This is a genomic window from Streptomyces sp. DSM 118878 (genome assembly GCF_052936595.1).
Genome location: NZ_CP193622.1, coordinates 738,710 through 763,601 on the forward strand (window position 1 = coordinate 738,710; position 24,892 = coordinate 763,601).

Sequence of the window (24,892 nt, forward strand, 5' to 3'; positions counted from 1 at the left end):
TTTCTGTTATCCGGGCGCGGCCCCCGCGTCTCCCTCGTGTCGGAGGAGACAAGCCCCCCACACAGAAAGTGGACACAGCGTGAGCAGCGAACGCCAGGTCGCGATGGTCAGAGCGGCACAGGACGGGAACCAGCAGGCGCAGGACACCCTTGTGGCGGAGTATCTGCCGCTGGTCTACAACATCGTCGGGCGGGCCCTGAACGGGCACGCGGACGTGGACGACGTGGTGCAGGAGACCATGATCCGGGTCCTGGGCGGTCTGGACGGTCTGCGCGACCCGGAGAACTTCCGGAGCTGGCTCGTGGCGATCACCATGAACCAGATACGCGGCCACTGGCGGGAGCGTGCCACGGGCGCGATACCCGGCGGCGGTCTCGGCGACGGGTACGACGTCGAGGACCCGGGCGCGGACTTCGTGGACCTGACCATCACCAGGCTCGGCCTCTCGGGCCAGCGCAGGGAGACCGCGGAGGCCACCCGGTGGCTGGACGAGGACGACCGGGCCCTGCTGTCGCTGTGGTGGCTGGAGGCCGCGGACGAGCTGACCCGGGCGGAGGTCGCCGAGGCGCTCGACCTGACCCCGCAGCACGCGGCGGTACGGGTGCAGCGGATGAAGGCCCAGCTGGAGACCAGCCGCGTGGTGGTCCGCGCCCTCGCGACCGAGCCCCGCTGTGCGGGCCTCCAGCAGATGGCCGCCGGCTGGGACGGCGTGCCCTCCGCCCTCTGGCGCAAGCGCCTGGCGCGCCATGCCCGTGACTGCGCGGTCTGCACGAGCCACTGGTCGAACCTCGTGCCCGCCGAGCGGCTCCTCGTGGCGCTGGGCCTCGTGCCCGCCGGGGCCGCCCTCACCGCCGCGGTCACCCGTCCCGGCCTGGTCACGGTCGGCTTCGCCCAGGGCGCGCCCGTCTCCGCTCGCGCCCTCGCCCGTCGCGCACGCGCCAAGCGGCAGCGCCGGACGGCCGGGGTGGCCGCCGCGGTCGCCGCGCTGGTCGCCGGGGGCGCGGCGGTGCATCTGCTCACGGGCCCGGAGGAGGACGAGAGCTCCCGGGCCACCGCCGCCGCCCCGGCGGAGCCCACCGCCGAGAAGACCACGAAGAGCGCCTCACCCTCGGCGAAGCCGTCCCCCAGCAAGAGCAAGAGCAAGGACAAGACCAAAGAGAAGGAGAAGGAGAAGGCGAAGAAGGAGGGCGAGACGAAGGACGAGAACAAGGACGAGGCGACGAAGAAGCCGAGGCCCTCGCCGAAGCCCACCAAGGCCGAGCCGAGGCCGAAGCCGAAGCCCGAGGCCCCCGCCCCAGAAGCCCCCGGCGGCGCCGCCGCCCAGGTCGTCTCGCTGGTCAACGCCGAGCGGGCGAAGGCGGGTTGCGGGCCGGTCCACGCCAACTCCCGGCTGGACACGGCCGCCACGAAGCACTCCGCGGACATGGACGCGCGCGACTACTTCGACCACACCAGCCCGGACGGCACCGACCCCGGCGACCGCATCACCGCCGCCGGCTACCGGTGGAGCACGTACGGCGAGAACATCGCCCGCGGCCAGCAGACCCCGGCCGCGGTGATGGACTCCTGGATGAACAGCTCGGGCCACCGCGCCAACATCCTCAACTGCGACTTCAAGGAGCTGGGCGTCGGCATACACCGCGCCTCCGGCGGCCCGTGGTGGACGCAGGCGTTCGGCACGTCCCGCTGACGGCACGCTGTGCGCCCCTCGACGGGCCCTCGTCCTCTTGGCCGACCGCGGCTCTCAGCCGACCCGCTGGGAGTGGAACTGCTCCAGGCGGCGCTGCGCCAGCGAGAGGGCGCCGCGCTGACGGCCCGGCACCCGCCGGCGCAGGGCGATCATGGCGGGGCCGAGGGCGCGTACGGTCTCGGCGTCGCGTACGCGGTCCCAGAGGTGGTGCGCGCGGTCCGCCGCGGCCTCCACCTCCGGCGAGTCGGGCGTCTGGCCCGCCGACAGGCGGGCCTCGGCCACGGCGAGCCAGGTCTCGCAGCCGCGTGCCGGGTCACCGGCGAAGCGCGCGAGGTCGGCACGGACTTCCATCCAATGGATGACCTCGTTCGAACCGGGTCCGTGCGTGCGCAGCGCGGTCTGCTCCCACGACGCCGCGAGGGCCGCCGCCTCGCCGTGCCGTCCCGCCTGCACGGCCTCGGTGATCGCCGCGTGCGGATCGGCGGGCCGCGCGGGCGGTGACTGCGGGGATTGCGCGGCGGGCGGCGCCGTGGCGGGATCGTGGGCGATCACCAGGTCCTTGGCGTCGTCGCCGAGGGACTGGGCGACGGCCTGCTGGTGGAGCTGGAGGGGCGGCGGGCGGTGTCCGCTGCGCAGGACGGTGGCGAGCGCCTTCATGTACGCGGGGTCCGCGGGCGCCCTGCGGCGGGCCGGCGGGGCGACACGGCCGTACAGCGCGACGCCGGGGCCGGCTTCGAGCGGGTGCGCGGCCAGGGCCTCCCAGCTCTCGGCGTCGGTGTGCAGGTCGGCGATGACCGTGGTGCTGCCCGCGGGGCGCAGCCGCACCTCCTGGGCGATCCAGTGCCAGGGGAATCCGGTGTACCGCATGGTCGCCGGGGTGGTGCGGGCCAGCGCGAGGTGCAGCATGCGCTGGCGTTTGTCCAGGTGCACCTGTCCGATCAGGTAAATGGTCAGCGGGCCCGGCGCCATGGCCGCGGCGCGCAGCCGGGTCAGGACCGTCTGCGGTTCCAGCGGATCGGCCAGTTCCACCACGCTCGCGGTCGCGGTCCCGGCGAGCGTCGCCGGGGTCACCGCCGCGAGTACGGGCAGGACGGAGGCCGCGTCGACCAGACGGCTCTTGTTCACGGGGGCCGCCGCGATGAGCAGCGCAGTACCTGGCACCGGCCCCTCCCTCTCGATCACCACGTCAGCACCGTAGCCGCTGCTTGCGCCGGGCACGACAACAGGGCGGTGATCCGTACGAATTGGCGGTGGTTATGGGCGGTTCGACCCTCCTGACGGGCCTCCGGCCGCTCACCCGGAGTACGCCGGATGGCACAGTCGGCGTGCGCCCCGCGCGTTCGGCCGCTGTGCTTGGTGAGATGGAGAACCACATAGACGGCCCGCTTCGAGCGGGCACGACCACACGACGTGAGGCCCTGGGCCTCGCCGCGGGACTCCTGGCGGGCGGTGCCCTCTCCCTGGGGACCGCCGCACCCGGAAACGCCGCGGAGCCCTTCGCCGCGGAGCCCTTCCCCGCGAGAGCCGACGACGACTGCCTCCTCGACTACGACCCCGAGTTCGAGGACGCGCTCGCCCACGGAGACGCCGAGTTCCCCGTGGAGGACGACGAGCGCAACCGCGCGCCGCGTCCGCGCCGCATCCTCCCCCTGCGGCGGCGCTACCGGGTCAGTGCCCGCTACGGGGTGCGCGGCAAGTGGGCGGCGGGCCACCACACCGGTATCGACCTGGCGGTTCCGCGCGGCACCCCGGTGTACGCGGTCGGCGGCGGGCGGGTCGTCCTCGCGGGCTGGTCGGGTGCGTACGGCATGGCCGTGACCGTGCGGATGCCGGACGGGTACTACGCGGTCTACGCCCATCTCTCCCGTATCTCGGTGCGGCGGGGCGCCCGGATCCGCACCGGCTCCAGGATCGCGAGCAGCGGCGCGACGGGCCGGGCCACGGGACCGCACCTCCATCTGGAGATCCGTGCCCGGCGCGGCTACGGCTCGGACGTGAACCCCGTCAGGTACCTGGCACGGCGCGGCGCCCGCCTCTAATTACTCTGCGTAGTCGCTGAATTGACGCCCCATCAGTTCCGACTCTCGCTCAAACTTCCCGACGGACAAGGGTACGAACGCCTCTGAGCGGGAACGATGGACATGGGACCTCGGCACCGTCCGCGGACGGCGACGGCGCCCGAACCCGGTCCCACCAGCGCAAGCCACCTCCAATGACTACGCTCCGTGAATTCCGTGAAGGAGGCAGGAAACTGCTGAACCGTGAGACGGACACTGCCGACTTCACCTTCGGTCTGCGTCACCGCGTGGTGAACGGCACCGATGTCCTTACGTTCTGGGGCGAGCTGGACGCCTGGGCGGACCAGGAGCTCGGCCCCCATGTCATAGCCCTCCTCGACCAAGCGGGCCACCAGGTCGTGGCCGACCTCAGAAAGGTGACGTTCCTCGACGCCGGCGGCCTGCGGCTGCTCGTGCGGATCCGTAAGCGCGTGGCCGCCGACCGGGGCACCCTGTGGCTCGTTCCCGGGCGCCCCGGCAACTGGCGGGTACTGCGGCTCACGCGGCTCGACCGCGCGTTCACCATCCCCGCCGGCGCTCCGTACGCGGACGGCCGGACGGGCGTGAGCACCGGCTTCCGCTGAGCCCGCATGCCCCTTGGAGGCGCCGCCCCGACCGCATGAAGCGGTGGTGGCGGGGCATCCGGGAGCCATGCATCTGCCTTCGATGACAGCGCGAGGAAAGGGCCATGCCCGGCGGGCGGCCAAGGGACGGACCGCCGACGCGGTGGCGCGGGCCGGTTTCATCGGCCGTGGCGTGATCTACCTCCTCGTCGGAGCGCTCGCCCTGCGGATCGCGTTCTCCGACGAGGGGCAGCGCCAGGCCGACCGCGGCGGTGCCGTGGCCGAGCTGGCGGACCGCCCGTTCGGGAACGTGCTCCTGTGGCTGCTCGGCCTCGCCCTGGCCGGGATGGCGCTGTGGCGGCTCTCCGAGGCCGCGTTCGGCCAGGCCGGGCCGGACGGTCACAAGGCGAGCAAGCGGGCCACGTCCGGCGCGCGTTTCCTCTTCTACTGCTTCGTGTCCTACTCCGTCCTCGCCTACGCGGCCGGCGACCAGGGAAGCGGCAGCGGATCGAGCGACAAGCACACCAAGGACGTGACGGCCAAGGTCCTCGACTGGCCCGGCGGGCAGTGGATCGTCGCCGCCGCGGGCGCCGGTGTCATCGTGGCGGGGATCTGGATCGCCGTACGGGCCATGATGCGGAAGTTCCACAAGCGGCTGCGCCTCTCCGAGATGCCGCGGCGGATGCGCCAGGGCGTCGACGTCCTGGGCGTCGTCGGCGGCACCACCAGGGGCGTGGTGTTCGCCGTCGCCGGCGGATTCGCCGTCGCCGCGGCGCTGCGGCACAAGCCGGGCGAGGCCAAGGGCATGGACAACACCCTGCGCTCGTTCACCGGCACCGGCGCGGGCCCCTGGCTGCTCGCGCTCATCGCCGTCGGCCTCGTCGCCTTCGGCCTCTTCTCCTGGGCGAACGCCCGCTGGCGCAAGGTCTGAGCCACCGGCACGCGCGAGGAGAGGCGCGGCGTCAGTGCTGCGGGGCGAACGCGAACCGTACGCCGGTCAGTTGCCCGGAGACCTCCCACAGGCGGCGGCCGGCCCCGGCGTCGGCCGCCCCGGGTGACAGCTCCACCCGCGTCGGCGCGCCCCGCAGCTCCGCCGGGCCGCCCGGCCCGATGAACTCGCCGCCCACGACGTCCGGGTCGGTCGCCGCGCGGAGCTGCGACCGGGCGCCGTCCGCGGGACGCTGGGCGAGCAGCGGGTTGCCGATGCGGCCGAGCAGCACGCGCCAGAGGCCCGTGGGCCCGTTGAGCTGGAGGTTGGTCGCGGTGTAGCCGGGGTGGGCGAGCACGCTGCGCACCGGGCTGCCCGCCTCGGTGAGACGCAGGTGGAGCTCACGGCCGAAGACGGCGTTGGCGAGCTTGGACTGGTTGTAGTAGGCCATGGGCCGGTAGCGGCGCTCGCCGTGCAGGTCGTCGAAGAAGAGCCGCCCCTGCCGGTGGTTCACCGAACTCACCGTCACCACCCGCGGATCGCGGCCCGCGGCGAGCAGGTCGAGCAGCAGCCCGGTGAGCGCGAAGTGGCCCAGATGGTTGACGGCGAACTGGAGTTCGTGGCCCTGCGCGCTCAGCGAGCGCGGCGGCGCCATCACACCGGCGTTGTTGACGAGCACGTCGAGGCGGGAGTGGTCGGCCCGGAGCCCTTCGGCGAAGGCGCGGACCGAGTCGAGATCGGCCAGGTCGAGGCGGCGCACCTCCAGGCTCGCACCGGGCCGCTCAGCGGTGATCTCGGCGACGGCCCGGCGCCCCTTCGCCTCGTCCCGCACGGCGAGGATCACCTGCCCGCCCCTGCGGGCGAGCGCCCGCGTCGTCGCGAGACCGAGTCCGCTTCCCGCCCCCGTGACGAGGAAGATCCGGCCGGTCTGGTCCGGCATCTCATCGATGGTCCACTGTCGCTGCGTCATGCGGCACATGCTGCCCCCGTTGGCACTGAGTGTCAACACATCACCTCAGTGCCAGAGGCGGCATGAGATGTACGATGACGGGGTGAGCCACCGCCCCGAAATGACCATGGCCGAGCGCAAGCGACGGCTCGTGTCGGACGAACTGACCGAGTCGGCGCTGCAATTGCTGGCGCTGAAGGGGTTCGACGCGGTCACCGTCGACGAGATCGTGACCACCGCCGGTGTCTCCCGGCGCACCTTCTTCCGCTACTTCGCGTCCAAGGAGGACGTAGTCGTCCAGTTCCTCGCCGACATGGGCACCGGCATGCGCGCGGACCTCGCGGAGCGCCCCGCGGACGAACCGCCCTCGGTGGCGCTGCTGCACGCCGTGCGGGTGCCGCTGGCGACCTGCGCCGCCCACTCCGAACGGGCGCTGCGCGTGGTGCAGTTGATCCTGCGCACGCCCGCCCTGCTGGGGCGTTTCCTGGAGCGTCAGGCGCAGTGGCGCGACGATCTGGCCGAGGAGCTCGCGCACCGGCTGGGCCTCGGCCACGAGAGCGCCCTGTATCCGCGCCTCGCCGCCGGGATGGCGCTGGCCGCCTTCGACGCGACGCTCCAGCGGTGGAGTGACGCGGACGGCGCCGAGGACCCGGTCGCGCTGCTCGACCGGGCGTTCGCCGTGATCGCCCCGGCGCTGGACTCCACCGAGGGGCGGTAGCCCGGGGCGGACCCCCGGGCCACCGTCACCGGTCCTCTCAGACGACCGCCCCCGTACCGCGCTCCTTCCCGCGCCGCGCCTCCAACGGGCTGTACTCGCCCGACGTCCTGCCGGGGCGGGCGGGCGGCGGTTGGGCGGGGCTGCGCTGTTCGAGGGCCACGGCGATCGGCACGGCCGTGAAGACCGTCGAGGCCATGCCGACCACGACCCCGGCGATCAGCGCCAGGGAGAAGTCGGCGAGCGAGTCGCCGCCGAGCACGGCGAGCGCGGCGAGGATGAACAGCGCGCCCATGCCGGTGTTCACCGTGCGCGGCAGGGTCCGCATGACCGCACGGTTGGCGGTGGGCACCAGATCGGCACGCGGATCGCGGCGCCTGGCCTCGCGTACGCGGTCGAAGACGACCACCGTGTCGTTGACCGAGTAGCCGATCACGGTGAGCACCGCGGCGAGGAAGACGCTGTCCACCGGCTTGTCCAGCCAGGCGAAGAGGCCCACCACCAGCAGGACGTCATGGACCATCGCCGACACGGCCGCCGCCGCGAACGTCCAGCGGAAGCGCACGCTCAGATAGAGCAACTGGGCGCCGACGGCGATGGCGAGGGCGATGAGCGCCTTCTGCCGCAGCTCGTCGCCGAGGCTCGGACCGATCAGTTCGTCGCGCTCGACGGTGACGGTGCCGCCCTCCTTCTCCAACGCCGCCGTGACGCGCTGCTGCTCGTCGTCGGTGAGCTTCTCCGTGCGTACCGTGATGTCGCCCTCCCCCGACTCCTGCACCACGGCGCGCGGGAAGCCCGCGTCGGACACCGCGCCGCGGGCCGTGTCCGCGTCGAGGGGCCTGCTCGTGCTGTACTCCACGAGGCGGCCGCCCGTGAACTCCACGCCGAAGTCCAGGCCGCGCAGCACGATGCCCGCCACGGCCACCACGACCAGCAGGGCGCTCGCGCCGAGCCAGCGGCGCCGGTGGCGCAGCAGGTCGGGGTCTCGCCGGGCCAGCCAGGCGCGCACCCGTCCTGTGGTGGCGATGCCGGTCAGGGCGGGCCGCTTGCGTACGGCCTCCCGGCTGACGGCGAAGTCGGCGAAGCACCGGGTGATGACCAGGGCGGTGACCATCGAGGCGAGCACACCGACGCACAGGGTGACGCCGAAGCCCTTGACCGGACCGGTGGCGAAGAAGAACAGCAGCCCCGCGGCGAGCAGCGTCGTCACGTTCGAGTCGATGACCGCGCTCCACGCCTTGGCGAAGCCGGTGCGCACGGGTTTCGTCAGATCCGGTGACCTGACCGCGAGGTACTCCTCCCGCGCCCGCTCGAAGACGAGGACGTTGGCGTCGACGGCCATACCGATGGCCAGGACGAATCCGGCGAGCCCCGGCAGAGTGAGCGTCGCGCCGAGCGCCACCAGGGCGGCGTACGAGATCAGTCCGTACAGCGCGAGGGCGAGGGCGGCGAGCGCGCCGAGCAGCCGGTAGACGACGGTGATGAACAGCGCGGTCAGGGCGATGCCGATGAGGGCGGCCTGGGTGCTCGCGGCGATGGCGTCGGCGCCGAGCGTGGCGCCGACGGTGCGCTGCTCGATGACGTCGACGGGCACCGGCAGGGCGCCGCCCTTGACGAGCGCCGCGAGGTCGCGGGCCTCCGCCTGGTCGAAGCCGCCGGTGATCTGGGTGGAGCCGCCGGTGATGCCGGTCTTGCAGGCCACGTCCGGGTTGACGCTCGGCGCCGAGATGATCTTGTCGTCGAGGGTGATGGCGACGCGCCGCTCGGGCGCGCCCTGCGGCGCGCAGGCCGCCTCGCCGGTGACGCGCGCCCAGGCGTCGCCCGCCCCGGCGCGGAAGTCGAGCGAGACGGTCCAGCCGGCGAGCGTCTGCTGGTCGAGGACCGCCTCGGCGTCCTTGACGCCGTCTCCGGAGAGTACGGCCGGGCCGAGGACGAGGCGGCTGCCGGGCCGGTCGGGGTCGGGCAGGACGCGCGATCCGCCGGGAGCGGTCTTCTCGGCGGTCTCGCCCGTCACCGGGTGCACGGAGAGCTGGGCCGTGCGGCCGATGACCTCGGCGGCCTTGCGCGGGTCCTGGACGCCGGGCAGTTCGACGATGATCCGCTTCTCACCGGAGCGGGCGAGGCCGGGTTCGGAGACGCCGAGGGCGTCGACGCGCTGCCTCAGCACCTCAAGGGCGCGATCGGTCGACCCGGCGTCGGCCTTGACCTTCGGCGCGTCCTTGGTCTCCAGGACGATCTGGGTGCCGCCCCGAAGATCGAGGCCGAGGCGGGCGGTCTGGGTCAGGGCCACATAGAGCGAGAGGCCGACGACGGCCAGCGTGACGACCGCCCGCCACAGGGTCGCCCGCGACTTGCGGGTGCGTGGCTTGGCGGCACGCGGCTTGGCCGAACGTGGCCTGGGGGCGCGTGGCTTGGGGGCGCGTGGCGCACGGGGAGCGGGCGCAGGGGACATGGGTTCTCCACGATGAGGGCAGGACGGAGGGACGCGTGACCGTGCGGCGCGAAAGGCGCCGGGTCAGGCGTCGGGGAGGGTCTGCGTGCTCATCGGTGGGGCGGGCCCCGCGGGGCGGCGGCCCCGCTCGCCTGACGCGGTGTCGACCGCGCGGCGGGGCGGGCGTCCGGCTCGTACGGAGCGCGGGGCGGCACCACGTCGGGGGACGTGCGCGGGGAGCCCAGTGGCTGCGGCCCCGGGATGTGGGCGTCCAGGCGGTGGGCGACGGTGACGCGGAGCGCGGGGACGTCCTCGGGCCCGGCCCGCTTGCCCGCGTGCGGCGCCACCTCGTGGTGCGCGAGCCGCCCGTCGCCCGGTGCTCCGTACGCCGTCGCGGCGGACGGCACGAACAGGGCGAGGACGGTGACGAGGAGGGAGAGCGCGGACGCGGCCAGGCGTGCGGGACGGCGCTGCTGCGACACGCGGGTCCCCCGTCCTCGGTCTCCGGCACCGCCGGCCGGCGGTCGGTGCCCCACGGGGCGCACACGGCGTGGCCCCGCCCTCCCCAACGTACGAGGCGCTCCCGGAGGTTCCGCACCACGGTACCCACCGCATCGTAGGCGGCGGACGGCCACGGGCAGGTGTTCAGGCCCCGGGGCCTGCGGCGGAGGTGACGTCCTCCACGGTCAGGTGATGTCCTCCACGGCTCCGGTGCCGATGTCGAAGACCCAGCCGTGCAGGGTGAGGGCGCCGCGGTTCACGGCGTCGGCGACGCAGGCGTACGCGGCGAGGCGGGAGAGCTGGAGGCGGACGTTGGCACGGATGAGCGCCTCCTTCCGCTTCGCCGGGGCGACGCCGGCCGTCTCGACCACGGCGGCGTCCGCGTGCCGGAGCCAGTCGGCCATCGCGGGCATGGCGCTCAGGTCGGCCCCCTCGGCGAGGGCCGACATCGCGCCGCAGTCGGAGTGGCCGCACACCACGGCGTCGGTGACGCCGAGCTCGGCCACGGCGAACTCGATGGTCGCGGTCACCCCGTCCCCGTACGGCGTGCGGATGGGGATGAGGTTGCCCGCGGTGCGGATGACGAAGAGCTCGCCGGGCTCGCGCTGGGTGATCAGCTCGGGCACGACACGGGAGTCCGAGCAGCCGATGTACAGGGCGTCCGGTGTCTGGCCGGTGGCGAGGCGCTCGAAGAGCCGCGCCTTCGCGGGGAAGACGTCCCGCTGGAAACGTCTCACGCCGGCCGCGAGGCCTTCTGTCACGGTCACTCACTCCCTCGGGTAGGGGGGCGGCCCTGCGTGGACCGGCGCGATTCACCCTGCCTGACCTCGGGCCATGGAGCCGGAGACGCGGCCGTGCCGTACCTCTGACGGCGGAGACCGGCGGTCCCACGGGCAACATCCGGCGCTTGAACATCACTTGAAGCCTTGACGGAGTTCCGTCAATCAGTAAGGTCTAGGCCAATGAGTCGACCGAGGCGCCCGGTCGTCCCTTCCCCCTCATCCCCCCACCCAGAGGGAGCAGAAATGCGTTCCAAGCGAAAGCTGGCAGCCGTCGTGGGCGCGGGCATCGCGCCCGTGCTCGTCCTGACCGCGGTCGGTCCGGCCGGGGCCCACGGTTACGTCTCCACACCGCCGAGCCGCCAGGCCCAGTGCGCCGCCGGCACCGTGGCGTGCGGCGAGATCACCCATGAGCCACAGAGCGTCGAGGGCCCCAAGGGGCAGACCACGTGCAGCGGCGGCAACTCACGCTTCGCCGAGCTGGACGACGACAGCTTGGGCTGGCGGGTCACCGACGTCGGCTCGTCGCAGGAGTTCAGTTGGAAACTGACGGCGGCACACCGGACCAACACCTGGCAGTACTTCGTCGACGGCAACAAGATCGCCGAGGTCGACGACGGCGGCGCCCAGCCGGGCTCGACGGTCACCCACAAGGTCGACTTCGGCGGCCTGACCGGCAAGAAGAAGGTCCTCGCGGTGTGGAACATCGCGGACACCTCCAACGCGTTCTACGCCTGCATCGACGTGAACATCAAGGGCTGAGCCCCACGCAGGTGAGTGGTACGGGTACGGGCTGAACACCCCCCACACACACCCGCGCCGCGCCACACCGCCCGCCCCGCGAGAACGCCAACGTTCCCGCGGGGCGGGCGCTTGGGTGTGCCCCCCCCGGGAGCGCCCGTCGCCGGGCCCCGCTAGTCACCCGTATGCCAAAACGCCCCGTCCGGACGCGCATCTCCAGGCATAGCAGGCGGTGGAGAACCTCCACTAGCTTGCCCGAGCCCCCTCTGCACCCCCACCGTGCACCCCCGCCCCCACGTCCGGAGGAGATCGCTCATGCGGATATCCGCACAGCAGCGCGCCGTCGCCACCCTCGCCGCCGTCACAGGAATCGCCGCCCTCGGCCTCGGCGCGGGCCCCGCCGCCGCCGAGAGCGCCGATCCGCTGCGGTACGTCGCCCTCGGCGACAGCTACAGCGCCGGATCGGGCGTACTGCCCCTGGACCCGCAGGCACCGCTCCTGTGCGCCCGCACCTCGAAGAACTACCCGCGCCTCCTGGCCGCCTCGACCGGCGCGAAGCTCACGGACGTGACCTGCGGCGGCGCGCAGACCAAACACTTCACCACCGCCCAGTACCCCGGCGTGGCCCCGCAGTTCGACGCGCTGAAGAGCGACACCCAGCTCGTCACCCTCACCATCGGCGGCAACGACAACAGCACGTTCATCAACGCGATCCTCTCCTGCGGCAGCGCCGGCATCCTCACGGGCGGCAAGGGCAGCCCCTGCAAGGACTGGTACGGCAGCACCTTCAAGGACCAGATCGACAAGAACACCTACCCGGCGCTCAAGTCCTCCCTGAACGCGATCAAGACCAAGTCCCCGAAGGCGAAGGTAGCGATCCTCGGCTACCCGTGGATCACCCCGGCGCGGGCCGTCCCCGGCTGCTTCGCCAAGATGCCCATCGCCGAGGGTGACGTGCCCTATCTGCGTGACCTCCAGACGCACCTGAACAGCGCCGCCCGGCGCGCGGCCGGCGAGACCGGCACGACGTTCGTCGACCTGGCCGCGGCCTCCGACGCGCACGACGCCTGCCGCCCGGCCGCCGAGCGGTGGATCGAGCCGGTGCTGTTCGGCACCAACTTCGTCCCCGTGCACCCGAACGCGGCGGGCGAGGCGGGGATGGCCAAGGAAGCGGCAAAAGCCTTGAACTTGACCTGACCGGACACCCCGCGCGCGGCCCGCCAGAGGGGGCTGAGATCCTGGTGCGGTGATCGGGATCATGTGGCCTACCAGCAAGAACCGCAGCGACCACGCCCGCAGGGACCGCTCGTCGCGGGCCCTGCGTGCCGGGGTCGGCGGCGCGTTGCTCCTCGCCCTTCTCAGCTCGCTCGCCGCCTGCTCGTCCGGCGGATCCGACAAGGCCGAGCCCGGCAGGTCCGCGGCCGGGACGTCGGGGGACGGCGTCCGTCAGCCCGCTGCCGACGCCGCCTTCGACTACCAGCTGGGCGGGGCCTACCAGCCCCCGGCCAAGACGCGGGCCGTCTCCCGCGACCGCTCCGCCGACCCCGCGCCCGGCCTCTACTCCATCTGCTACGTCAACGCCTTCCAGGCCCAGCCCGGCAAGAAGGCCGCCCGCTGGTGGCAGCGCGAGCACCCCGACCTCCTCCTGCGCGACGACGAGGGGGACACGGTCATCGACGAGGACTGGCGGGAGCCCCTGCTCGACATCTCCACCGGCAAGAAGCGCGCGGCACTCGCCGGCATCGTCGGCGAGTGGATCGACGGCTGCGCGGATTCCGGCTTCGACGCGGTGGAGCCCGACAACCTCGACTCCTACGAACGCTCCGACGGGCTGCTCACCGCCGACGACGCGGCGGAGTTCGCCCGTCTCCTGGCCGAGCGGGCCCACCGCTCGGGCCTGGCCATCGCCCAGAAGAACACCACGGACCTGATCGACGAGCGTCGCCGTATCGGCTTCGACTTCGCCGTGACCGAGGAGTGTGGCCGCTACCAGGAGTGCCCCGACTTCGCGGCGGCGTACGACGGGAAGGTCTTCGACATCGAGTACGAGAAGAAGGACTTCACCGCCGCCTGCCGTTCCTGGGGCAAGGAGCTCTCCATCACCCTGCGCGACCGCGACGTCCTGCCCGCGGGCGAGGAAGGCCACGTGTACGAGCACTGCTGAGAGCCAATGTCGCGGGCGTCACGTCTTCCCGCGCGGCGGCGGAGGCGGCGTCGGCGCTCCGCGCGGGGGTGCGATCTTCGCGTACGCCGCCGGGGCACCGGACGCGGACGTGTCCGAGGCGGCCGGGGTGAGCGCCTCGTCCGGCGGGAGCAGCCTGTCGCGGTGGGCCCCGGGGTCCCAGCCGGTGTCCACGACCCGCTTCTGGAAGACGACCGCGCCGAGCAGGACGGCGGCGCCGATCAGCAGCATCAGGATGACGCCGCCGGTCTCGCCCGCCTTGGCCGCGTAGCCGATCAGCGTGCCGAACCAGCCGAAGTCGGCGTCCCCGAACGTGGTGTTCTCGTCGCCGAAGGCACCGAGGACCTTCAGGAGCAGCGCGGGCAGGAACGTGATGAGGACGCCGTTGACGAAGGCGCCTGCGGCCGCCCCGCGCCGGCCACCGGAGGCGTTGCCGTAGACGCCCGCGGCGCCGCCGGTGAAGAAGTGCGGGACCAGGCCCGGCAGGACCAGGGCGAGCCCGAACGCGGGGTGGAAGACCCAGGCGAGCAGGCCGAGGCTGACGAGGCCGCCGATGAAGCTGGAGATGAAGCCGACGAGGACGGCGTTCTGGGCGTAGGGGAAGACGATCGGTGCGTCGAGGGAGGGCACCGCTCCGGGCACCAGCTTCCTCGCGATGCCCTGGAAGGCCGGCACGAGCTCGCCGAGGATCGTGCGGACGCCGAAGAGGATCACCGCGACCGCGATGCCGAACTGTAGGCCCTGCATCACGGACTGCATGACGTAGTCGCCGACGCCGCTCGCGCCGGCCCCGTTGTCGCCGAAGGCCTTGAACGCGGTCTCCTTGCCCACCTTGCCGAGGAAGACGAGCGACATGATCAGGTAGATCAGGACCATGGAGAGGGCGGTCGCCACCATCGAGTCGCGCAGGAAGCGCAGCCCTTCGGGGAGGTTCATCTCCTCGGTGCTGCGGCTGCGGCGGCCCACCAGTTGGCCCGTGGCGCCGGACGCGATGTATCCGGCCGTACCGAAGTGGCCGATGGCGACGCTGTCGTTGCCGGTGACCCGCTTGGTCCAGGGGTGCGCGAAGGCGGGCATCGCCACGAGGAGGATGCCGAGCAGGACGCCGCCGACCACGACCACCACCCATGAGGACTGGCCCGCGATGGCGAGGACCATCGTCAGGAGCGTCGCCATGAACAGCATGTGATGGCCGGTCAGGAAGACATAGCGCAGGGGCGTGAAGCGGGCGAGGAGCAGGCTGACCGCGAAGCCGAGGATCATCAGCCAGGCGACGCGGGCGCCGTACTGCTCCTGGGCGATGCCGACGATCGCCTCGTTGGTGGGGATCACCCCGTGGGCGCCGGTGGCACCCTGGATCATCTCACCGAGCGGGGCGAGGGCGCCGACGACGAGCGTGGCGCCCGCCCCGATCAGCAGGAAGCCCAGGGTCGCCTTGATGGCGCCGCCGACGACCTGGCCCGCGGACTTCCGCAGCGCGAGCAGTCCCGCGGCGGTGATGAGGCCGATGAGATAGGCGGGTTGGCTGAGGATCTCGTTGACGAGGAACTCGGCGATCGACACGAGCCGGTCCATGGTGGTTCTCCTTGTACGGCCGGCCGCCGCGGGGCGGTCGGTGGGTCTGGTCCGGTCAGACGTCGTAGGTGTCGCGCAGGACGCGGTCGGCCTCGGCCGCGCTGGTGAAGTCCTCGACGACCTTCACGGGGACGCCCACGTCGCCGAGGGTCCGCGCGATCTCCCGCGAGGTGAGGATGGCGACGGCTTCATGGGCCTTGCCCTTGGCCGAGATGGTGTCCGTCGCCTCGACGGTGACGTACCGGCTCCATCCCCAGCGGTCAAGGACGCCTTCGAGGGTCTGCTTGAGGAAGAGGCTGGTGCCGACTCCGTTGCCGCACACGGTCAGGATCTTGTGCAGATCGCCGCCGCGCGCCGCTTCCTTCCGCGCCGGTGCGGTCTCGGCGTCGCCGGCGGGCTCGGGGCCGCCGGCCAGCAGCGCGTGCACGGCCTGCGGGGTCGGCGCCTCGCGCAGGGCGCGCGCCTTGTCGGGGTCGGCGAGCAGCCGGGCCAGGGCGCCCATCGCCGCGGTGTGCTCGGAGGCGTCCTTCGCGGCGAGGCCCACGACGAGATCGACGGGGTCGTTGGCCTCGTGGCCGAACTCCACGGGCTCCGCGAGCCGCACCCAGGACATGCCGGTGCCGAGGACGGCGGGCGAGGGCCTCGCGTGCGCGAAGGCGAGGCCGGGCGCGATGACGATGTAGGGCCCGTTCCGCTCGACGTTCTCGATCATCTCGGCGGTGTACGTGTCCGTGGCGGCGCCCGTCGCGACCATCAGGTCACCGGCGCGCCGCACGGCTTCGCGCCAGTCGGCCGCCGGGGCGTCGAGGAGGACGGCTTCCACGGGGAGGATTTCGTTCAGCGCTGCCATGCACATGATTCTCGCCGAACGGCGCGGACCGCCGCTGCTCCGGCGGCGGTCCGCGTGGCGCGGGGTCGAGGTCAGGAGGTCACGTCGATGACCTTCCAGCGCTGGTTGGCGCCCGAGTTCGGGGTCCAGGTCGTCACGGCCGCCCCGTCGTGCGTCGCCTGGCCGCCGACTTCGAGGAGCCGTCCCGTGGAGGCGTTGACCAGCGTCCACGTTCCGTCGCCCGAGGTCGACAGCAGCCATTGGGCCGTCGCGCCCCTGCGGCCCCGGTCGGCCTGGAGGACGGGGACGCCGTCCTCGACGGCCAGGCGCTTCTTCCGCGCCGGGTCGGTGAGCACGTAACGCCGTGTGCTTCCGCTGCCGTCGCCGGTCGGCGTCAGCCGCCACCGCTGGGCGCCGTCCGTCCTGATGACGAGGCCGCGCCCGTCGTCGGCGGCGGTGAGCTCCTTGCCGCTCTGCGCACCGGTCAGCTCGTACGTGTGGCCCTTCTGGGCCAGCGGCGCGTCCTCGGCGACGCCGGAGACCCCGTCGACGACGAACGACGTCACCGACTCCGCGGGCACCGTGAACGTGGCCCTGCCGCCCGTGACGTCGACGGCGGCGTGCCGTTCGAGGCGGCCGCCGGCGCTCGTCACCACGGGGGTTACGGTGGCGCCGCGGCTGACGCGGCCGAACTTGGCCAGGTCGACGGTGACCTCGCGCTCCCCGGTGGAGCTGTTGACGTGGACGACGGTCGCCCCTGTGCCGTCCGCGGAGACGGCGGCGGCGCTGGAGGTGTCGTCGACCTTGACGAGGCGGTCGCCGGGTTTGATGTAGTGCGTGAAGTTGCGGGCCGTGTCGAACTTGGTGTTGGTGCGGATCGGGCAGGTGGCGAGCGTGTCCTTGGCGGTGCAGCTGAAGGGGAGCTGGATGCTGCCCCAGTTGCCGCCCTTCGCGGACTCCCCGCCGGGCTTCATGTTGTCGTAGTCCTCCACGGGCTGCCAGAACACCCAGGCTTTGGGCTCCAGCTCGCGCAGGTCGTCGACCATGTGCTGGGCCAGGCCGAGGCCGGGCGACATGTCCTCGAAGTCCTGCCCATCGCCCCAGTCGCCGCCGACCTCGCTCATCCACAGCGGCTTGTCGGCGGCCTTGGCGAGGTCCCGGACGGTGGTGCGGCCGCCGGTGCCGTAGGTGTGGACGTTCATCCGGGCCACCAGCGAGCGGACCTGGCCGGGGTAGGACTCCCAGTTGCGCGCGAAGGTGGTCGGGTTGGTCTCGTCCATCGCGGAGATCTTGGTACCGGTCTTCGACTTCCGCAGGGCGGACCCGAGGGCGCTGATGACCTTCTGCTGCTGTTCGGGGCCGATGTGGGCGCCTTCCTGGCGGCCGCCCACCGGCTCGCCGTCGGGGCCGAGGCGGGTGCTCCAGTACTCCGTGTTGGGTTCGTTGAACGGGTCGAGGGTGTCGACCTCGATGCCGTGCTTCTTCTCCAGCCGCTGGGTGGCGCCGACGAGGTAGGCGGCGAAGTCGTCGACCGACTCCGCCTTGAGCTGGTCGGCGCCCGCGTCGAAGCCGCCCGAGACGTACCCGCTCTTCGTCATGAACCAGGGCGGGGAGTTGCTGAACGTCTCCCAGTGGTCGATGTCGTCCTTGACGCGCTCCACCCACCAGCGCTGGGCGGCGTCGGCCTGCGGGTTCCAGTCCGCCTCGTCCTCGGCGTCCCACCAGTCGGTGTCGTGGCGTGTGGTGCCCTTCGGCGCCTGCCACCAGCCCTCGACCGCTCCCCCGGCCCGGAGGTAGTCCTTCACGTCGGGCGCGTTGCCGCCGCCGATGTTGTAGCGGGCGATGTTCAGGGCCAGCCCGTCGTCGTCGAAGAGCAGCTTCGCCAGCTTCTCGCGTATCTCCTCGGGATAGCCCCCGGTGGCGTTGGCGAACCAGACGAGACTGGTCCCCCAGCCCTCGAACCTCTGCTGCTTGTACGAGGGGTCGGGCCGGACGGTGACGGCCGCGGTCGCCGCCGTGGCCGGCTGCTGCGGGACCGTGACCATGGCCGCCCCGGTGGCGAGGGCGGTGACGCCGACGGCTCCGATGAGCCGTCGCGTGCGGGTTCGGCGTGCCAACGTATGCTCCCAACTCGTCTGCGGACACTGCGGTGCGGCGCTGTTCCTCGATGGGGCCCCCATGGGGATCTCGGGTCAGGACGTGCTCTCGCGCAGTACGGCGACGCCCCTCGGCGGCAGGACGAGCCCACGGTCTCCCGCGTCGTCGCGGGCGCCGGTCAGGAGTTCACCGGTCATGCCGGGCAGGGGCACGGGTTCGTCGGTGCGGTTGACCAGGAACAGATGGCGGGCGTCGGCGCTCCGGCGCACGGCCAGCTCCACCCGGCCCCGCGCGGCCGCGGGCAGTTCGCTCTCGACACCGGCGGCGGCCAGCAGCCCCGGCAGCACGGCCGTCAGGCCCTCCACGCCGAGCCGGGTCGAGACGTACGTGGCCGAACCCGCACCCGTGGCGCGGCGGGTGACGGCGGGGCGGTCGGCCTGGGCGCCGGTGCGGTACCGGGCGATGACCTCCACCGCGGGGTCCGTCACGGTGATGCGGTCCGTCCACACCGTGCCCGTGGTGGCGTTGTCCAGCTCGACGTCCTCGCCGGCGAGCAGGGGCCCGAACTCCTCGATGCGGATGCCGAGGAGTTCGCGCAGGGCTCCGGGGTGGCCGCCGAGCCAGATGTGGTCGTTCCCGTCCACGACGCCGGAGAAGTAGGTGGTCACCAGGTGACCGCCGCCTTCGGCATAGCGCGTGAGCTCCTTGGCCAGCGTCTCGGGGACCACGTGCAGCACGGGCGCGATCAGCAGGTCGTACGAGGTGAGGTCGGTGCGCGTGGTGACGACGTCGGCGCGGATGCCGAGGTCGAGGAGGGCGGAGTACCACTCCACGGCCTCCCTGCGGTAGTCGAGCAGGGAGGTGGGGTGGGAGTCCTGCTCGCTCGCCCACCACGAGTCCCAGTCGAAGAGGACAGCGGCCCGCGCCGGTTCCCTGCCACCGCCCGCCACCGGGGCGAGCGACTGGAGGGTGCGCCCGAGCTCGGTCACCGCGCGGAAGACCTCGCTGTCGGCCCCGGCGTGCGGCACCATCGCCGAGTGGTACTTCTCGGCGCCCGCCGCCGACTGGCGCCACTGGAAGAAGCAGACGGCGTCGGCGCCGTGCGCGACGTGCAGCAGCGAGTCGCGGGCCAGCTCTCCCGGCCGCTTGGCGATGTTGACGGGCTGCCAGTTCACGGCGCTGGTGGAGTGCTCCATGAGGTACCACGGGCGGTGGCCCGCGATGGCGCTGGTGAGGTTGGCGGAGAAGGACAGTTCGTCCCTGCCCCGTGGGCCGGGGGTGACGTAGTGGTCGTTCGAGACGAAGTCGATCTCGTCGGCCCAGTCGGTGTAGTCCATGCCCTTCGTGCCGCCCATCACCATGAAGTTGGTGGTGACGGGGGTCTTCGGGGTGATCTCGCGCAGGACGTCCCGCTCGGCCCGCAGATACTCCTTCAGCGCGTTCGACGAGAACCGCTTGAAGTCCAGTTGCTGGGTCGGGTTCGGGTGCGACGCGGCGAGCCGGGGCGGCAGGATCTGCCCCCAGTCGCTGTACCGCTGGGACCAGAAGGCGGTGCCCCAGGCGTGGTTGAGGCCGTCGAGGGTGGTGTAGCGGGCGCGCAGCCATACCCGGAAGGCGCGGGCCGCGTCGTCGGAGTGGTCGTAGACGTTGTGGCAGCCCAGTTCGTTGTTGACGTGCCAGGCGACGAGGGCGGGGTGCCCGCCATAGCGCTCCGCCAGCTCGCGCACCAGGCGCAGCGCGTGCGTCCTGAAGACGGGCGAGGTGGGCCGCCAGTGCTGGCGGGCCCCCGGCCACACCGTCTCGCCGGAGGCGGTCACCGGCAGGATCTCCGGGTGGGCCGTGGTGAGCCAGGGCGGCGGGGACGCGGTGGCGGTGGCCAGGTCGACGCCGATGCCGCCCGCGTGCAGCAGGTCCATGACGTCGTCGAGCCAGCCGAAGTCCCAGGTGTCCGCGGTCGGCTGGAGGTGCGCCCAGGAGAAGATCCCCAGGGAGACGATGCTGACGCCCGCCTCGCGCATCAGCCGGACGTCCTGCTCCCAGACCTCGCGCGGCCACTGTTCGGGGTTGTAGTCCGCGCCGTAGACGAGGCGGGGCGCGGGCTCACCGTCGGGTCCGCGCAGCAGCCGGGACGGGAGGGTGGGGGTCATGGAGGTCCTTCCGGAGTGTCACTGGGGGTGCGGCCGTCTCTCGGCGTCGAGCGGGCCTACTTCTGGACGTCGAAGCCCTGTTCCGTGCCGTACTTGAGGGAGGCCTCGCGCCAGGACTTCAGGCCCTCGGAGAGCGGCGTGCCGGAGACGTAGGCCTTGCCGACGGTGTCGTTGAAGACCGAGTTGGCGTACACCTGGTAGGGCAGGTACTCGAAGCCGCGGGCCACGGCCGCGGCGGACTCGGCGAAGACCTTGTTGGCCTTCTGTCCGCCGAAGTAGGGGAACTCGACGTCCTGGAAGGCCTTGGACCTCAGGTCCTTGGTGGTCGCGGGGAAGGCGCCGGCCTCGACGCGGGTCCGCACGCCGTCCCCGGAGTTGGCGTACTCCACGAAGGCGTAGGCCAGCTCCTTGTTCTTGCCGAGGGCGGGCAGGGCGAGGGAGCTGCCGCCGTTCTCCGCGCTCGCCCCCGCGCCCTTGGTCCACTGCGGCAGCGGGGCCGCGCGCCAGTCCCCGGCGGCGTCCTTCACCCCGGAGGTGAAGTTGGCGGGCATCCAGGCGCCGGTGGGCAGGGTCGCGACGGTGCCGTCGCCGAGGCCCTTGTACCACTCGTCGGTCCAGGGGTTGATGGGGGCGACCAGCTTCTCGTCGATGAGCTTCTGCCAGGTCTCCGTGTAGGCGCGGGCGCCCTTGTCGGAGAAGTCGATGCCCACCTTGGTGCCGTCGACCTCGTACGGGTGTGAGCCGGCCTGCCAGAGCAGGCTGGTGGTGAGTCCGGCTTCGCCCGTGTCGCTGGTGATGTACGCCTTCGGGTCGGCCTTGTGCAGCTTGCGGGCGGCCTGGAGGTACTCGTCCCAGGTGGTCGGCACCTCGATGTCGTGCTTGTCGAAGACCTTCTTGTTGTAGAACAGCGCCATGGGGCCGGAGTCCATCGGCAGGGCGTGGATGCCCTTGCCGGACTTCACCGCGTTCCACGGGCCCGGCGAGTAGGAGCCCGCGAGCTTGTACGCGCCGAAGGGGGCGAGGTCGGTGATGGACTTGGTCAGGGCGTACTGGCTCAGCGCGTAGTACTCGATCTGCGCGACGTCGGGGACGCCCTTCTTCGCCGACATGGCGTTCTGAAGGGCGGTGTACTGGTCGTTGTGGGTACCGGCGTTGACGAGCTTGACGTCGACGGCGGGGTGCTCGCGCTCGAAGCCGGCGGCGACCTTCTTCAGCGTCGGCTCCCACGCCCACACCGTGAGGGTGCCGCCCTTCTTCAGGGCCGCGTCGATCTGCGCGGACGTGACCGGCTTCTGGTCGGAGCCGCCGTCGTCGGAGCCGCCGCAGGCGGTGGCCGCGAGGGCGAGGGCGCAGAGGAGGCCTGTGCCGCGCAGCGAGCGGCGGATGATCTTGGGCATGGGGACGCTGTCACTTCCTCGTGGTTCCACGGCACGGCGGCGCGCGGTCGGGCGGTACGTGAGCACAGGGGGTCGGCGGAGAAGGGGGCCCGGACGGGCGGGGGTCACTCCTTGACGCTTCCGGCGGCGAGTCCGGACCGCCAGTACTTCTGGAGCAGCAGGAACGCGGCGATCAGCGGCACGATGGTGATCAGCGAGCCCGTGATCACCAGATGGAAGACGGCCTCGCCGCCGGCCGTGGCGGCCTGGGCGTTCCAGCTGTTGAGGCCGAGGGTCAGCGGATACCAGTCCGGGTCCTTCAGCATGATCAGCGGCAGGAAGTAGTTGTTCCAGGTCGCCACCGTGGTGAAGAGCAGGACGGTCACGGTGCCGGGGGCGAGCAGCGGCAGGGCCACCTGGAAGAAGGTGCGCAGCTCGCTCGCGCCGTCCATGCGGGCGGCCTCCATCAGCTCCGCGGGAATGGAGTCGTTGGCGAAGACCCACATCAGATACAGGCCGAACGGCGAGATGAGCGAGGGGATGATCACCGCCCACGGGGTGTCGGTCAGGCCCATCTTGCTGAACATCAGGAAGGTGGGTACGGCGAGGGCGGTGCCCGGCACCGCGACGGCGCCGATGACGACCGCGAAGACGCCGCGCCTGCCGGGGAAGTCGAACTTCGCGAGCGCGTATCCGCCGAGGACCGCGAGGAAGGTGGCGCCGCCGGCGCCGACCACCACGTACAGCAGGGTGTTCAGGAGCCAGCGGGTGAAGATGCCGTCGTTGTACGTGAACGTCGTGGTGATGTTGTCCCACAGGGCGAAGTCGCCGTCGAACCAGAGGCCGAACGAACCGGCGAGGCCCTGCTGGGTCTTGGTCGCGCTGATCACCAGCCACAGCAGCGGTATCAGGCTGTAGAGCAGGACGAGGCCGGTGAGCACGGTCAGGAGCACGCTGCGCCGGGGCCGCCCCGGTGTGTGGCGGTGGCGCGGTGCGCGCAGGCGGGGTGGCGCCGCCGGCCGGCCGGCGGGCGGGGCCGGGCGGGAGACGGTGGTGGCGGGGCTGCTCGGTGCGGTCATCGCGGGTCACGCTCCCTTGCGCATGCCGCGCAGCTGGACGAGGTAGGCGATGACCATGGTGATCAGGCCCATGACGATGGCCACCGTCGCGGAGTAGTTGTGCTGTTGGGCGGAGAAGGACAGCGAGAACGTGTAGAGGTTCGGGGTGTACGAGGTGGTGATGGCGTTGGGCGCGAGGTTCTGGAGGATGCTCGGCTCGTTGAAGAGCTGGAAGCTGCCGATGATCGAGAAGATGGTGGCGATGACCAGGGCGCCCCGGATCGCGGGGAGCTTGATGGCGGTGATGACGCGTAGCTGGCCCGCCCCGTCGATCTCCGCTGCCTCGTACAGGGAGTGCGGGATCACGCGGAGCGCGGAGAAGAAGATCAGCATGTTGTAGCCGACGAACTCCCAGGTGACGATGTTGCCGATCGAGGCGAGCACCAGGTCGGGCGAGAGCGGGTCGGGCAGGGAGACCCCGAGGGCGTCGTTGATGTCGCCGACGAGTCCGAAGCGGGTGCCGTACATGAAGCCCCACATCAGGGAGGCCACCACGGCGGGCACCGCGTAGGGCAGGAAGATCGCGATGCGGAAGAAGTCCTTGCCGTACAGCCGTCCGCTGTCCAGGGCGAGGGCCACCAGCAGGGCGATGCCCAGCATGATCGGCACCTGGACGGCGAGGAAGAGCGAGACCCGTCCGAGGGCGGCCCAGAACTGGTCGTCGTCGAGGGCCTGCTGGTAGTTGTCGAGGCCGACGAACGTGGTTCCGCCGATCAGTTGCTCACGGAACAGGCTCAGGTAGACGGAGTACGCGAGGGGCGCGAGGAAGACCAGCGCGAAGACCGCCACGAAGGGGCCGATGAATCCCCAGCCCCGCCAGGACCGGCGGGGGCGCCGCGAGGGCGGCCGGGACGTCTGCCGCCCTGTGGCCACCTGCGGTTGAAGCGTCGTCATGTCGATCCTCGCTCGTCCGTCTCGGCACCGGCGTGTGCGCACCGCCGCCGCCATGTTTGCGTAAACATGGCGGCGCTGTATACGTAATCGACCTGCTCAGCACGGGGGTGGGAGGTGTTATGTTTACGTAAACATTTGGTGGCGGCATGTCTACACTGCCCCGATGACGGTGGTCAAGGGTCCCCGTGCGAATCGAACGGCACCCAACGGCCCACACGGTGAGGGAGACGGTGGAAGCAGCGGACAGCACCTCGGCCGACGGCGGGACGCGGGCGAGGGAGAGCGGCAGGCCCCGGGCCTCACGTCGTAGGCAGAACGCGTCCATGGCGGACGTCGCCCGTGTCGCGGGCGTCTCCTCACAGACCGTCTCGCGCGTCTCCAACGGCTACGCGGGCGTGACCGAGGAGACCCGGCGCGAGGTCCTGGCCGCCATGAAGGAGCTGGGCTACCGCCCCAACAGCGCTGCCCGCGCCCTCAAACGCGGTGAGTTCCGCACCATCGGCGTCATCACCTTCTCCCTCTCCTCCACGGGCAACGTCCGCACGCTGGAGGCGATCGCCACCTCCGCGGCGCAGGAGGGGTACGCCGTCACCCTGCTCCCGGTCGCCGTGCCGACCCAGGACGAGGTGCGCGGCGCCTTCTCGCGGCTGGGCGAACTGGCCGTCGACGCGGTCATCGTCATCATGGAGGTGCACCTGCTCGACACGGCGACGATCTCCCTGCCGCCGCACGTGCAGGTCGTCGTCGCGGACTCCGACGCCGGTGACCGCTACACCGTGGTCGACACCGACCAGGCGGGCGGAACCCGTGCCGCCGTACGGCACTTGCTCGACCTCGGCCACCGCACGGTGTGGCACCTCGCGGGCCCCGAGGAGTCCTTCGCCGCGCAGCGCAGGGCCGACGCCTGGCACGCGGCGCTCACCGAGGAGGGGCGCTTCGCCCCGCCGCCGGTGCGGGGCGACTGGTCCGCCGAGTCCGGCTACCGCGCGGGCCTGCACCTGGCCGAACGGGACGACTGCACCGCGGTGTTCGCCGCCAACGACCAGATGGCGCTCGGTCTGCTGCGGGCCCTGCACGAGCGCGGGCGCGGCGTGCCCGGCGACGTCAGCGTGATCGGCTTCGACGACATCCCGGAGTCGGGCTCGTTCCAGCCGCCGCTGACCACCGTGCACCAGGACTTCGCCGAGGTCGGCAGGCGCTGCGTCGAGGGGGTGCTGCGCCAGGTCCGGCAGCGAACGGCCGAGCGCGGCACCACGCTCGTACCGACCCGGCTCGTCCTGCGCGACAGCACCGCGCCGCCGCCCGCGAGGTAGCCCGCGG

General features: G+C 72.1%; 21 protein-coding genes. 9 read left to right on the forward strand and 12 right to left on the reverse strand.

Features of this window, described 5'->3' with window-relative positions; genetic code table 11:
- Positions 1-79 precede the first annotated feature (79 nt).
- Entirely contained in the window at positions 80-1,690 is a 1,611-nt protein-coding gene (locus tag ACRAKF_RS03195; protein WP_447035206.1) for a sigma-70 family RNA polymerase sigma factor, read from the forward strand.
- A 54-nt stretch (positions 1,691-1,744) separates the two neighbouring features.
- Here ACRAKF_RS03195 and ACRAKF_RS03200 read toward each other — a convergent pair whose 3' ends face one another.
- Positions 1,745-2,851 carry a hypothetical protein gene (locus ACRAKF_RS03200; RefSeq protein ID WP_447041780.1) on the reverse strand — a complete coding sequence of 369 codons (1,107 nt, stop codon included), beginning with the start codon at positions 2,849-2,851 and terminating at the stop codon, positions 1,745-1,747.
- Positions 2,852-3,051: 200 nt separating this feature from the next.
- Here ACRAKF_RS03200 and ACRAKF_RS03205 point away from each other — a divergent pair, with 200 nt between their 5' ends.
- The 3 genes from ACRAKF_RS03205 (at position 3,052) to ACRAKF_RS03215 (ending at position 5,241) form a co-directional block, all read left to right on the forward strand.
- Positions 3,052-3,729: a M23 family metallopeptidase gene (locus tag ACRAKF_RS03205; protein WP_447035207.1), complete on the forward strand. Its 678-nt coding sequence runs from the start codon at positions 3,052-3,054 to the stop codon at positions 3,727-3,729.
- Positions 3,730-3,902: 173 nt separating this feature from the next.
- On the forward strand, positions 3,903-4,331 hold the full coding sequence (locus ACRAKF_RS03210; protein WP_447035208.1) for an STAS domain-containing protein: 429 nt from the start codon (positions 3,903-3,905) through the stop codon (positions 4,329-4,331).
- 67 nt (positions 4,332-4,398) lie between these two features.
- The gene (locus ACRAKF_RS03215; protein ID WP_447035209.1) at positions 4,399-5,241 is read left to right on the forward strand and encodes a DUF1206 domain-containing protein; all 843 of its coding nucleotides are present in this window, start codon (positions 4,399-4,401) and stop codon (positions 5,239-5,241) included.
- A 31-nt stretch (positions 5,242-5,272) separates the two neighbouring features.
- Here the strand turns inward: ACRAKF_RS03215 and ACRAKF_RS03220 are convergent, their stop codons facing one another.
- Positions 5,273-6,208: an oxidoreductase gene (locus ACRAKF_RS03220; RefSeq protein WP_447035210.1), complete on the reverse strand. Its 936-nt coding sequence runs from the start codon at positions 6,206-6,208 to the stop codon at positions 5,273-5,275.
- A gap of 100 nt (positions 6,209-6,308) precedes the next feature.
- Between ACRAKF_RS03220 and ACRAKF_RS03225 the strand changes: the two genes are divergently transcribed.
- Complete coding sequence (locus tag ACRAKF_RS03225; RefSeq protein ID WP_447041782.1) at positions 6,309-6,905, forward strand: acyl-CoA-like ligand-binding transcription factor; 597 nt, start codon at positions 6,309-6,311, stop codon at positions 6,903-6,905.
- 37 nt (positions 6,906-6,942) lie between these two features.
- Here ACRAKF_RS03225 and secD read toward each other — a convergent pair whose 3' ends face one another.
- The 3 genes from secD to ACRAKF_RS03240 all read right to left on the reverse strand — a co-directional run bounded on the left by secD (position 6,943) and on the right by ACRAKF_RS03240 (position 10,595).
- Positions 6,943-9,354: a protein translocase subunit SecD gene (gene secD / locus ACRAKF_RS03230; RefSeq protein ID WP_447035211.1), complete on the reverse strand. Its 2,412-nt coding sequence runs from the start codon at positions 9,352-9,354 to the stop codon at positions 6,943-6,945.
- 89 nt (positions 9,355-9,443) lie between these two features.
- Positions 9,444-9,815, reverse strand: a complete 372-nt coding sequence (locus ACRAKF_RS03235; protein WP_447035213.1) for a hypothetical protein — start codon at positions 9,813-9,815, stop codon at positions 9,444-9,446.
- 204 nt (positions 9,816-10,019) lie between these two features.
- Positions 10,020-10,595, reverse strand: coding sequence for a carbonic anhydrase (locus ACRAKF_RS03240; RefSeq protein WP_447035214.1), 576 nt, complete (start codon positions 10,593-10,595; stop codon positions 10,020-10,022).
- Between the two features lie 264 nt (positions 10,596-10,859).
- Between ACRAKF_RS03240 and ACRAKF_RS03245 the strand changes: the two genes are divergently transcribed.
- From ACRAKF_RS03245 to ACRAKF_RS03255, 3 genes are all read left to right on the forward strand, one after another.
- Positions 10,860-11,375, forward strand: a complete 516-nt coding sequence (locus tag ACRAKF_RS03245; RefSeq protein ID WP_447035215.1) for a lytic polysaccharide monooxygenase auxiliary activity family 9 protein — start codon at positions 10,860-10,862, stop codon at positions 11,373-11,375.
- A 294-nt stretch (positions 11,376-11,669) separates the two neighbouring features.
- Complete coding sequence (locus ACRAKF_RS03250; RefSeq protein WP_447035216.1) at positions 11,670-12,551, forward strand: SGNH/GDSL hydrolase family protein; 882 nt, start codon at positions 11,670-11,672, stop codon at positions 12,549-12,551.
- A 61-nt stretch (positions 12,552-12,612) separates the two neighbouring features.
- Positions 12,613-13,518 carry an endo alpha-1,4 polygalactosaminidase gene (locus ACRAKF_RS03255; RefSeq protein WP_447041784.1) on the forward strand — a complete coding sequence of 302 codons (906 nt, stop codon included), beginning with the start codon at positions 12,613-12,615 and terminating at the stop codon, positions 13,516-13,518.
- Between the two features lie 18 nt (positions 13,519-13,536).
- On the opposite strand, the gene ACRAKF_RS03260 is transcribed toward ACRAKF_RS03255, so the two are convergent.
- From ACRAKF_RS03260 to ACRAKF_RS03290, 7 genes are all read right to left on the reverse strand, one after another.
- Positions 13,537-15,111: a PTS ascorbate transporter subunit IIC gene (locus tag ACRAKF_RS03260; RefSeq protein WP_447035218.1), complete on the reverse strand. Its 1,575-nt coding sequence runs from the start codon at positions 15,109-15,111 to the stop codon at positions 13,537-13,539.
- 55 nt (positions 15,112-15,166) lie between these two features.
- Complete coding sequence (locus ACRAKF_RS03265; protein WP_447035220.1) at positions 15,167-15,961, reverse strand: PTS sugar transporter subunit IIA; 795 nt, start codon at positions 15,959-15,961, stop codon at positions 15,167-15,169.
- Positions 15,962-16,032: 71 nt separating this feature from the next.
- Positions 16,033-18,057 carry a glycoside hydrolase gene (locus ACRAKF_RS03270; protein WP_447035222.1) on the reverse strand — a complete coding sequence of 675 codons (2,025 nt, stop codon included), beginning with the start codon at positions 18,055-18,057 and terminating at the stop codon, positions 16,033-16,035.
- Positions 18,058-18,132: 75 nt separating this feature from the next.
- Positions 18,133-20,184: a beta-galactosidase gene (locus ACRAKF_RS03275; protein ID WP_447035224.1), complete on the reverse strand. Its 2,052-nt coding sequence runs from the start codon at positions 20,182-20,184 to the stop codon at positions 18,133-18,135.
- 56 nt (positions 20,185-20,240) lie between these two features.
- Positions 20,241-21,581, reverse strand: a complete 1,341-nt coding sequence (locus ACRAKF_RS03280) for an ABC transporter substrate-binding protein (RefSeq protein WP_447035227.1) — start codon at positions 21,579-21,581, stop codon at positions 20,241-20,243.
- Between the two features lie 104 nt (positions 21,582-21,685).
- Positions 21,686-22,639, reverse strand: a complete 954-nt coding sequence (locus ACRAKF_RS03285; RefSeq protein ID WP_447035229.1) for a carbohydrate ABC transporter permease — start codon at positions 22,637-22,639, stop codon at positions 21,686-21,688.
- Between the two features lie 6 nt (positions 22,640-22,645).
- Entirely contained in the window at positions 22,646-23,572 is a 927-nt protein-coding gene (locus tag ACRAKF_RS03290) for a carbohydrate ABC transporter permease (protein ID WP_447035231.1), read from the reverse strand.
- Between the two features lie 323 nt (positions 23,573-23,895).
- Between ACRAKF_RS03290 and ACRAKF_RS03295 the strand changes: the two genes are divergently transcribed.
- On the forward strand, positions 23,896-24,885 hold the full coding sequence (locus ACRAKF_RS03295) for a LacI family DNA-binding transcriptional regulator (RefSeq protein ID WP_447035233.1): 990 nt from the start codon (positions 23,896-23,898) through the stop codon (positions 24,883-24,885).
- The last annotated feature ends 7 nt before the right edge of the window (positions 24,886-24,892 follow it).

Bases quoted from the DNA above. Each gene is read 5' to 3' on its own strand.
- ACRAKF_RS03280 (WP_447035227.1), bottom strand. From the start codon at position 21,581: ATGCCCAAGATCATCCGCCGCTCGCTGCGCGGCACAGGCCTCCTCTGC.
- ACRAKF_RS03210 (WP_447035208.1), top strand. From the start codon at position 3,903: ATGACTACGCTCCGTGAATTCCGTGAAGGAGGCAGGAAACTGCTGAAC.
- secD (WP_447035211.1), bottom strand. From the start codon at position 9,354: ATGTCCCCTGCGCCCGCTCCCCGTGCGCCACGCGCCCCCAAGCCACGC.
- ACRAKF_RS03245 (WP_447035215.1), top strand. From the start codon at position 10,860: ATGCGTTCCAAGCGAAAGCTGGCAGCCGTCGTGGGCGCGGGCATCGCG.
- ACRAKF_RS03290 (WP_447035231.1), bottom strand. From the start codon at position 23,572: ATGACGACGCTTCAACCGCAGGTGGCCACAGGGCGGCAGACGTCCCGG.
- ACRAKF_RS03205 (WP_447035207.1), top strand. From the start codon at position 3,052: ATGGAGAACCACATAGACGGCCCGCTTCGAGCGGGCACGACCACACGA.
- ACRAKF_RS03265 (WP_447035220.1), bottom strand. From the start codon at position 15,961: ATGGCAGCGCTGAACGAAATCCTCCCCGTGGAAGCCGTCCTCCTCGAC.
- ACRAKF_RS03225 (WP_447041782.1), top strand. From the start codon at position 6,309: ATGACCATGGCCGAGCGCAAGCGACGGCTCGTGTCGGACGAACTGACC.
- ACRAKF_RS03260 (WP_447035218.1), bottom strand. From the start codon at position 15,111: ATGGACCGGCTCGTGTCGATCGCCGAGTTCCTCGTCAACGAGATCCTC.
- ACRAKF_RS03220 (WP_447035210.1), bottom strand. From the start codon at position 6,208: ATGACGCAGCGACAGTGGACCATCGATGAGATGCCGGACCAGACCGGC.
- ACRAKF_RS03295 (WP_447035233.1), top strand. From the start codon at position 23,896: ATGGCGGACGTCGCCCGTGTCGCGGGCGTCTCCTCACAGACCGTCTCG.
- ACRAKF_RS03285 (WP_447035229.1), bottom strand. From the start codon at position 22,639: ATGACCGCACCGAGCAGCCCCGCCACCACCGTCTCCCGCCCGGCCCCG.
- ACRAKF_RS03275 (WP_447035224.1), bottom strand. From the start codon at position 20,184: ATGACCCCCACCCTCCCGTCCCGGCTGCTGCGCGGACCCGACGGTGAG.
- ACRAKF_RS03255 (WP_447041784.1), top strand. From the start codon at position 12,613: ATGTGGCCTACCAGCAAGAACCGCAGCGACCACGCCCGCAGGGACCGC.
- ACRAKF_RS03250 (WP_447035216.1), top strand. From the start codon at position 11,670: ATGCGGATATCCGCACAGCAGCGCGCCGTCGCCACCCTCGCCGCCGTC.
- ACRAKF_RS03215 (WP_447035209.1), top strand. From the start codon at position 4,399: ATGCATCTGCCTTCGATGACAGCGCGAGGAAAGGGCCATGCCCGGCGG.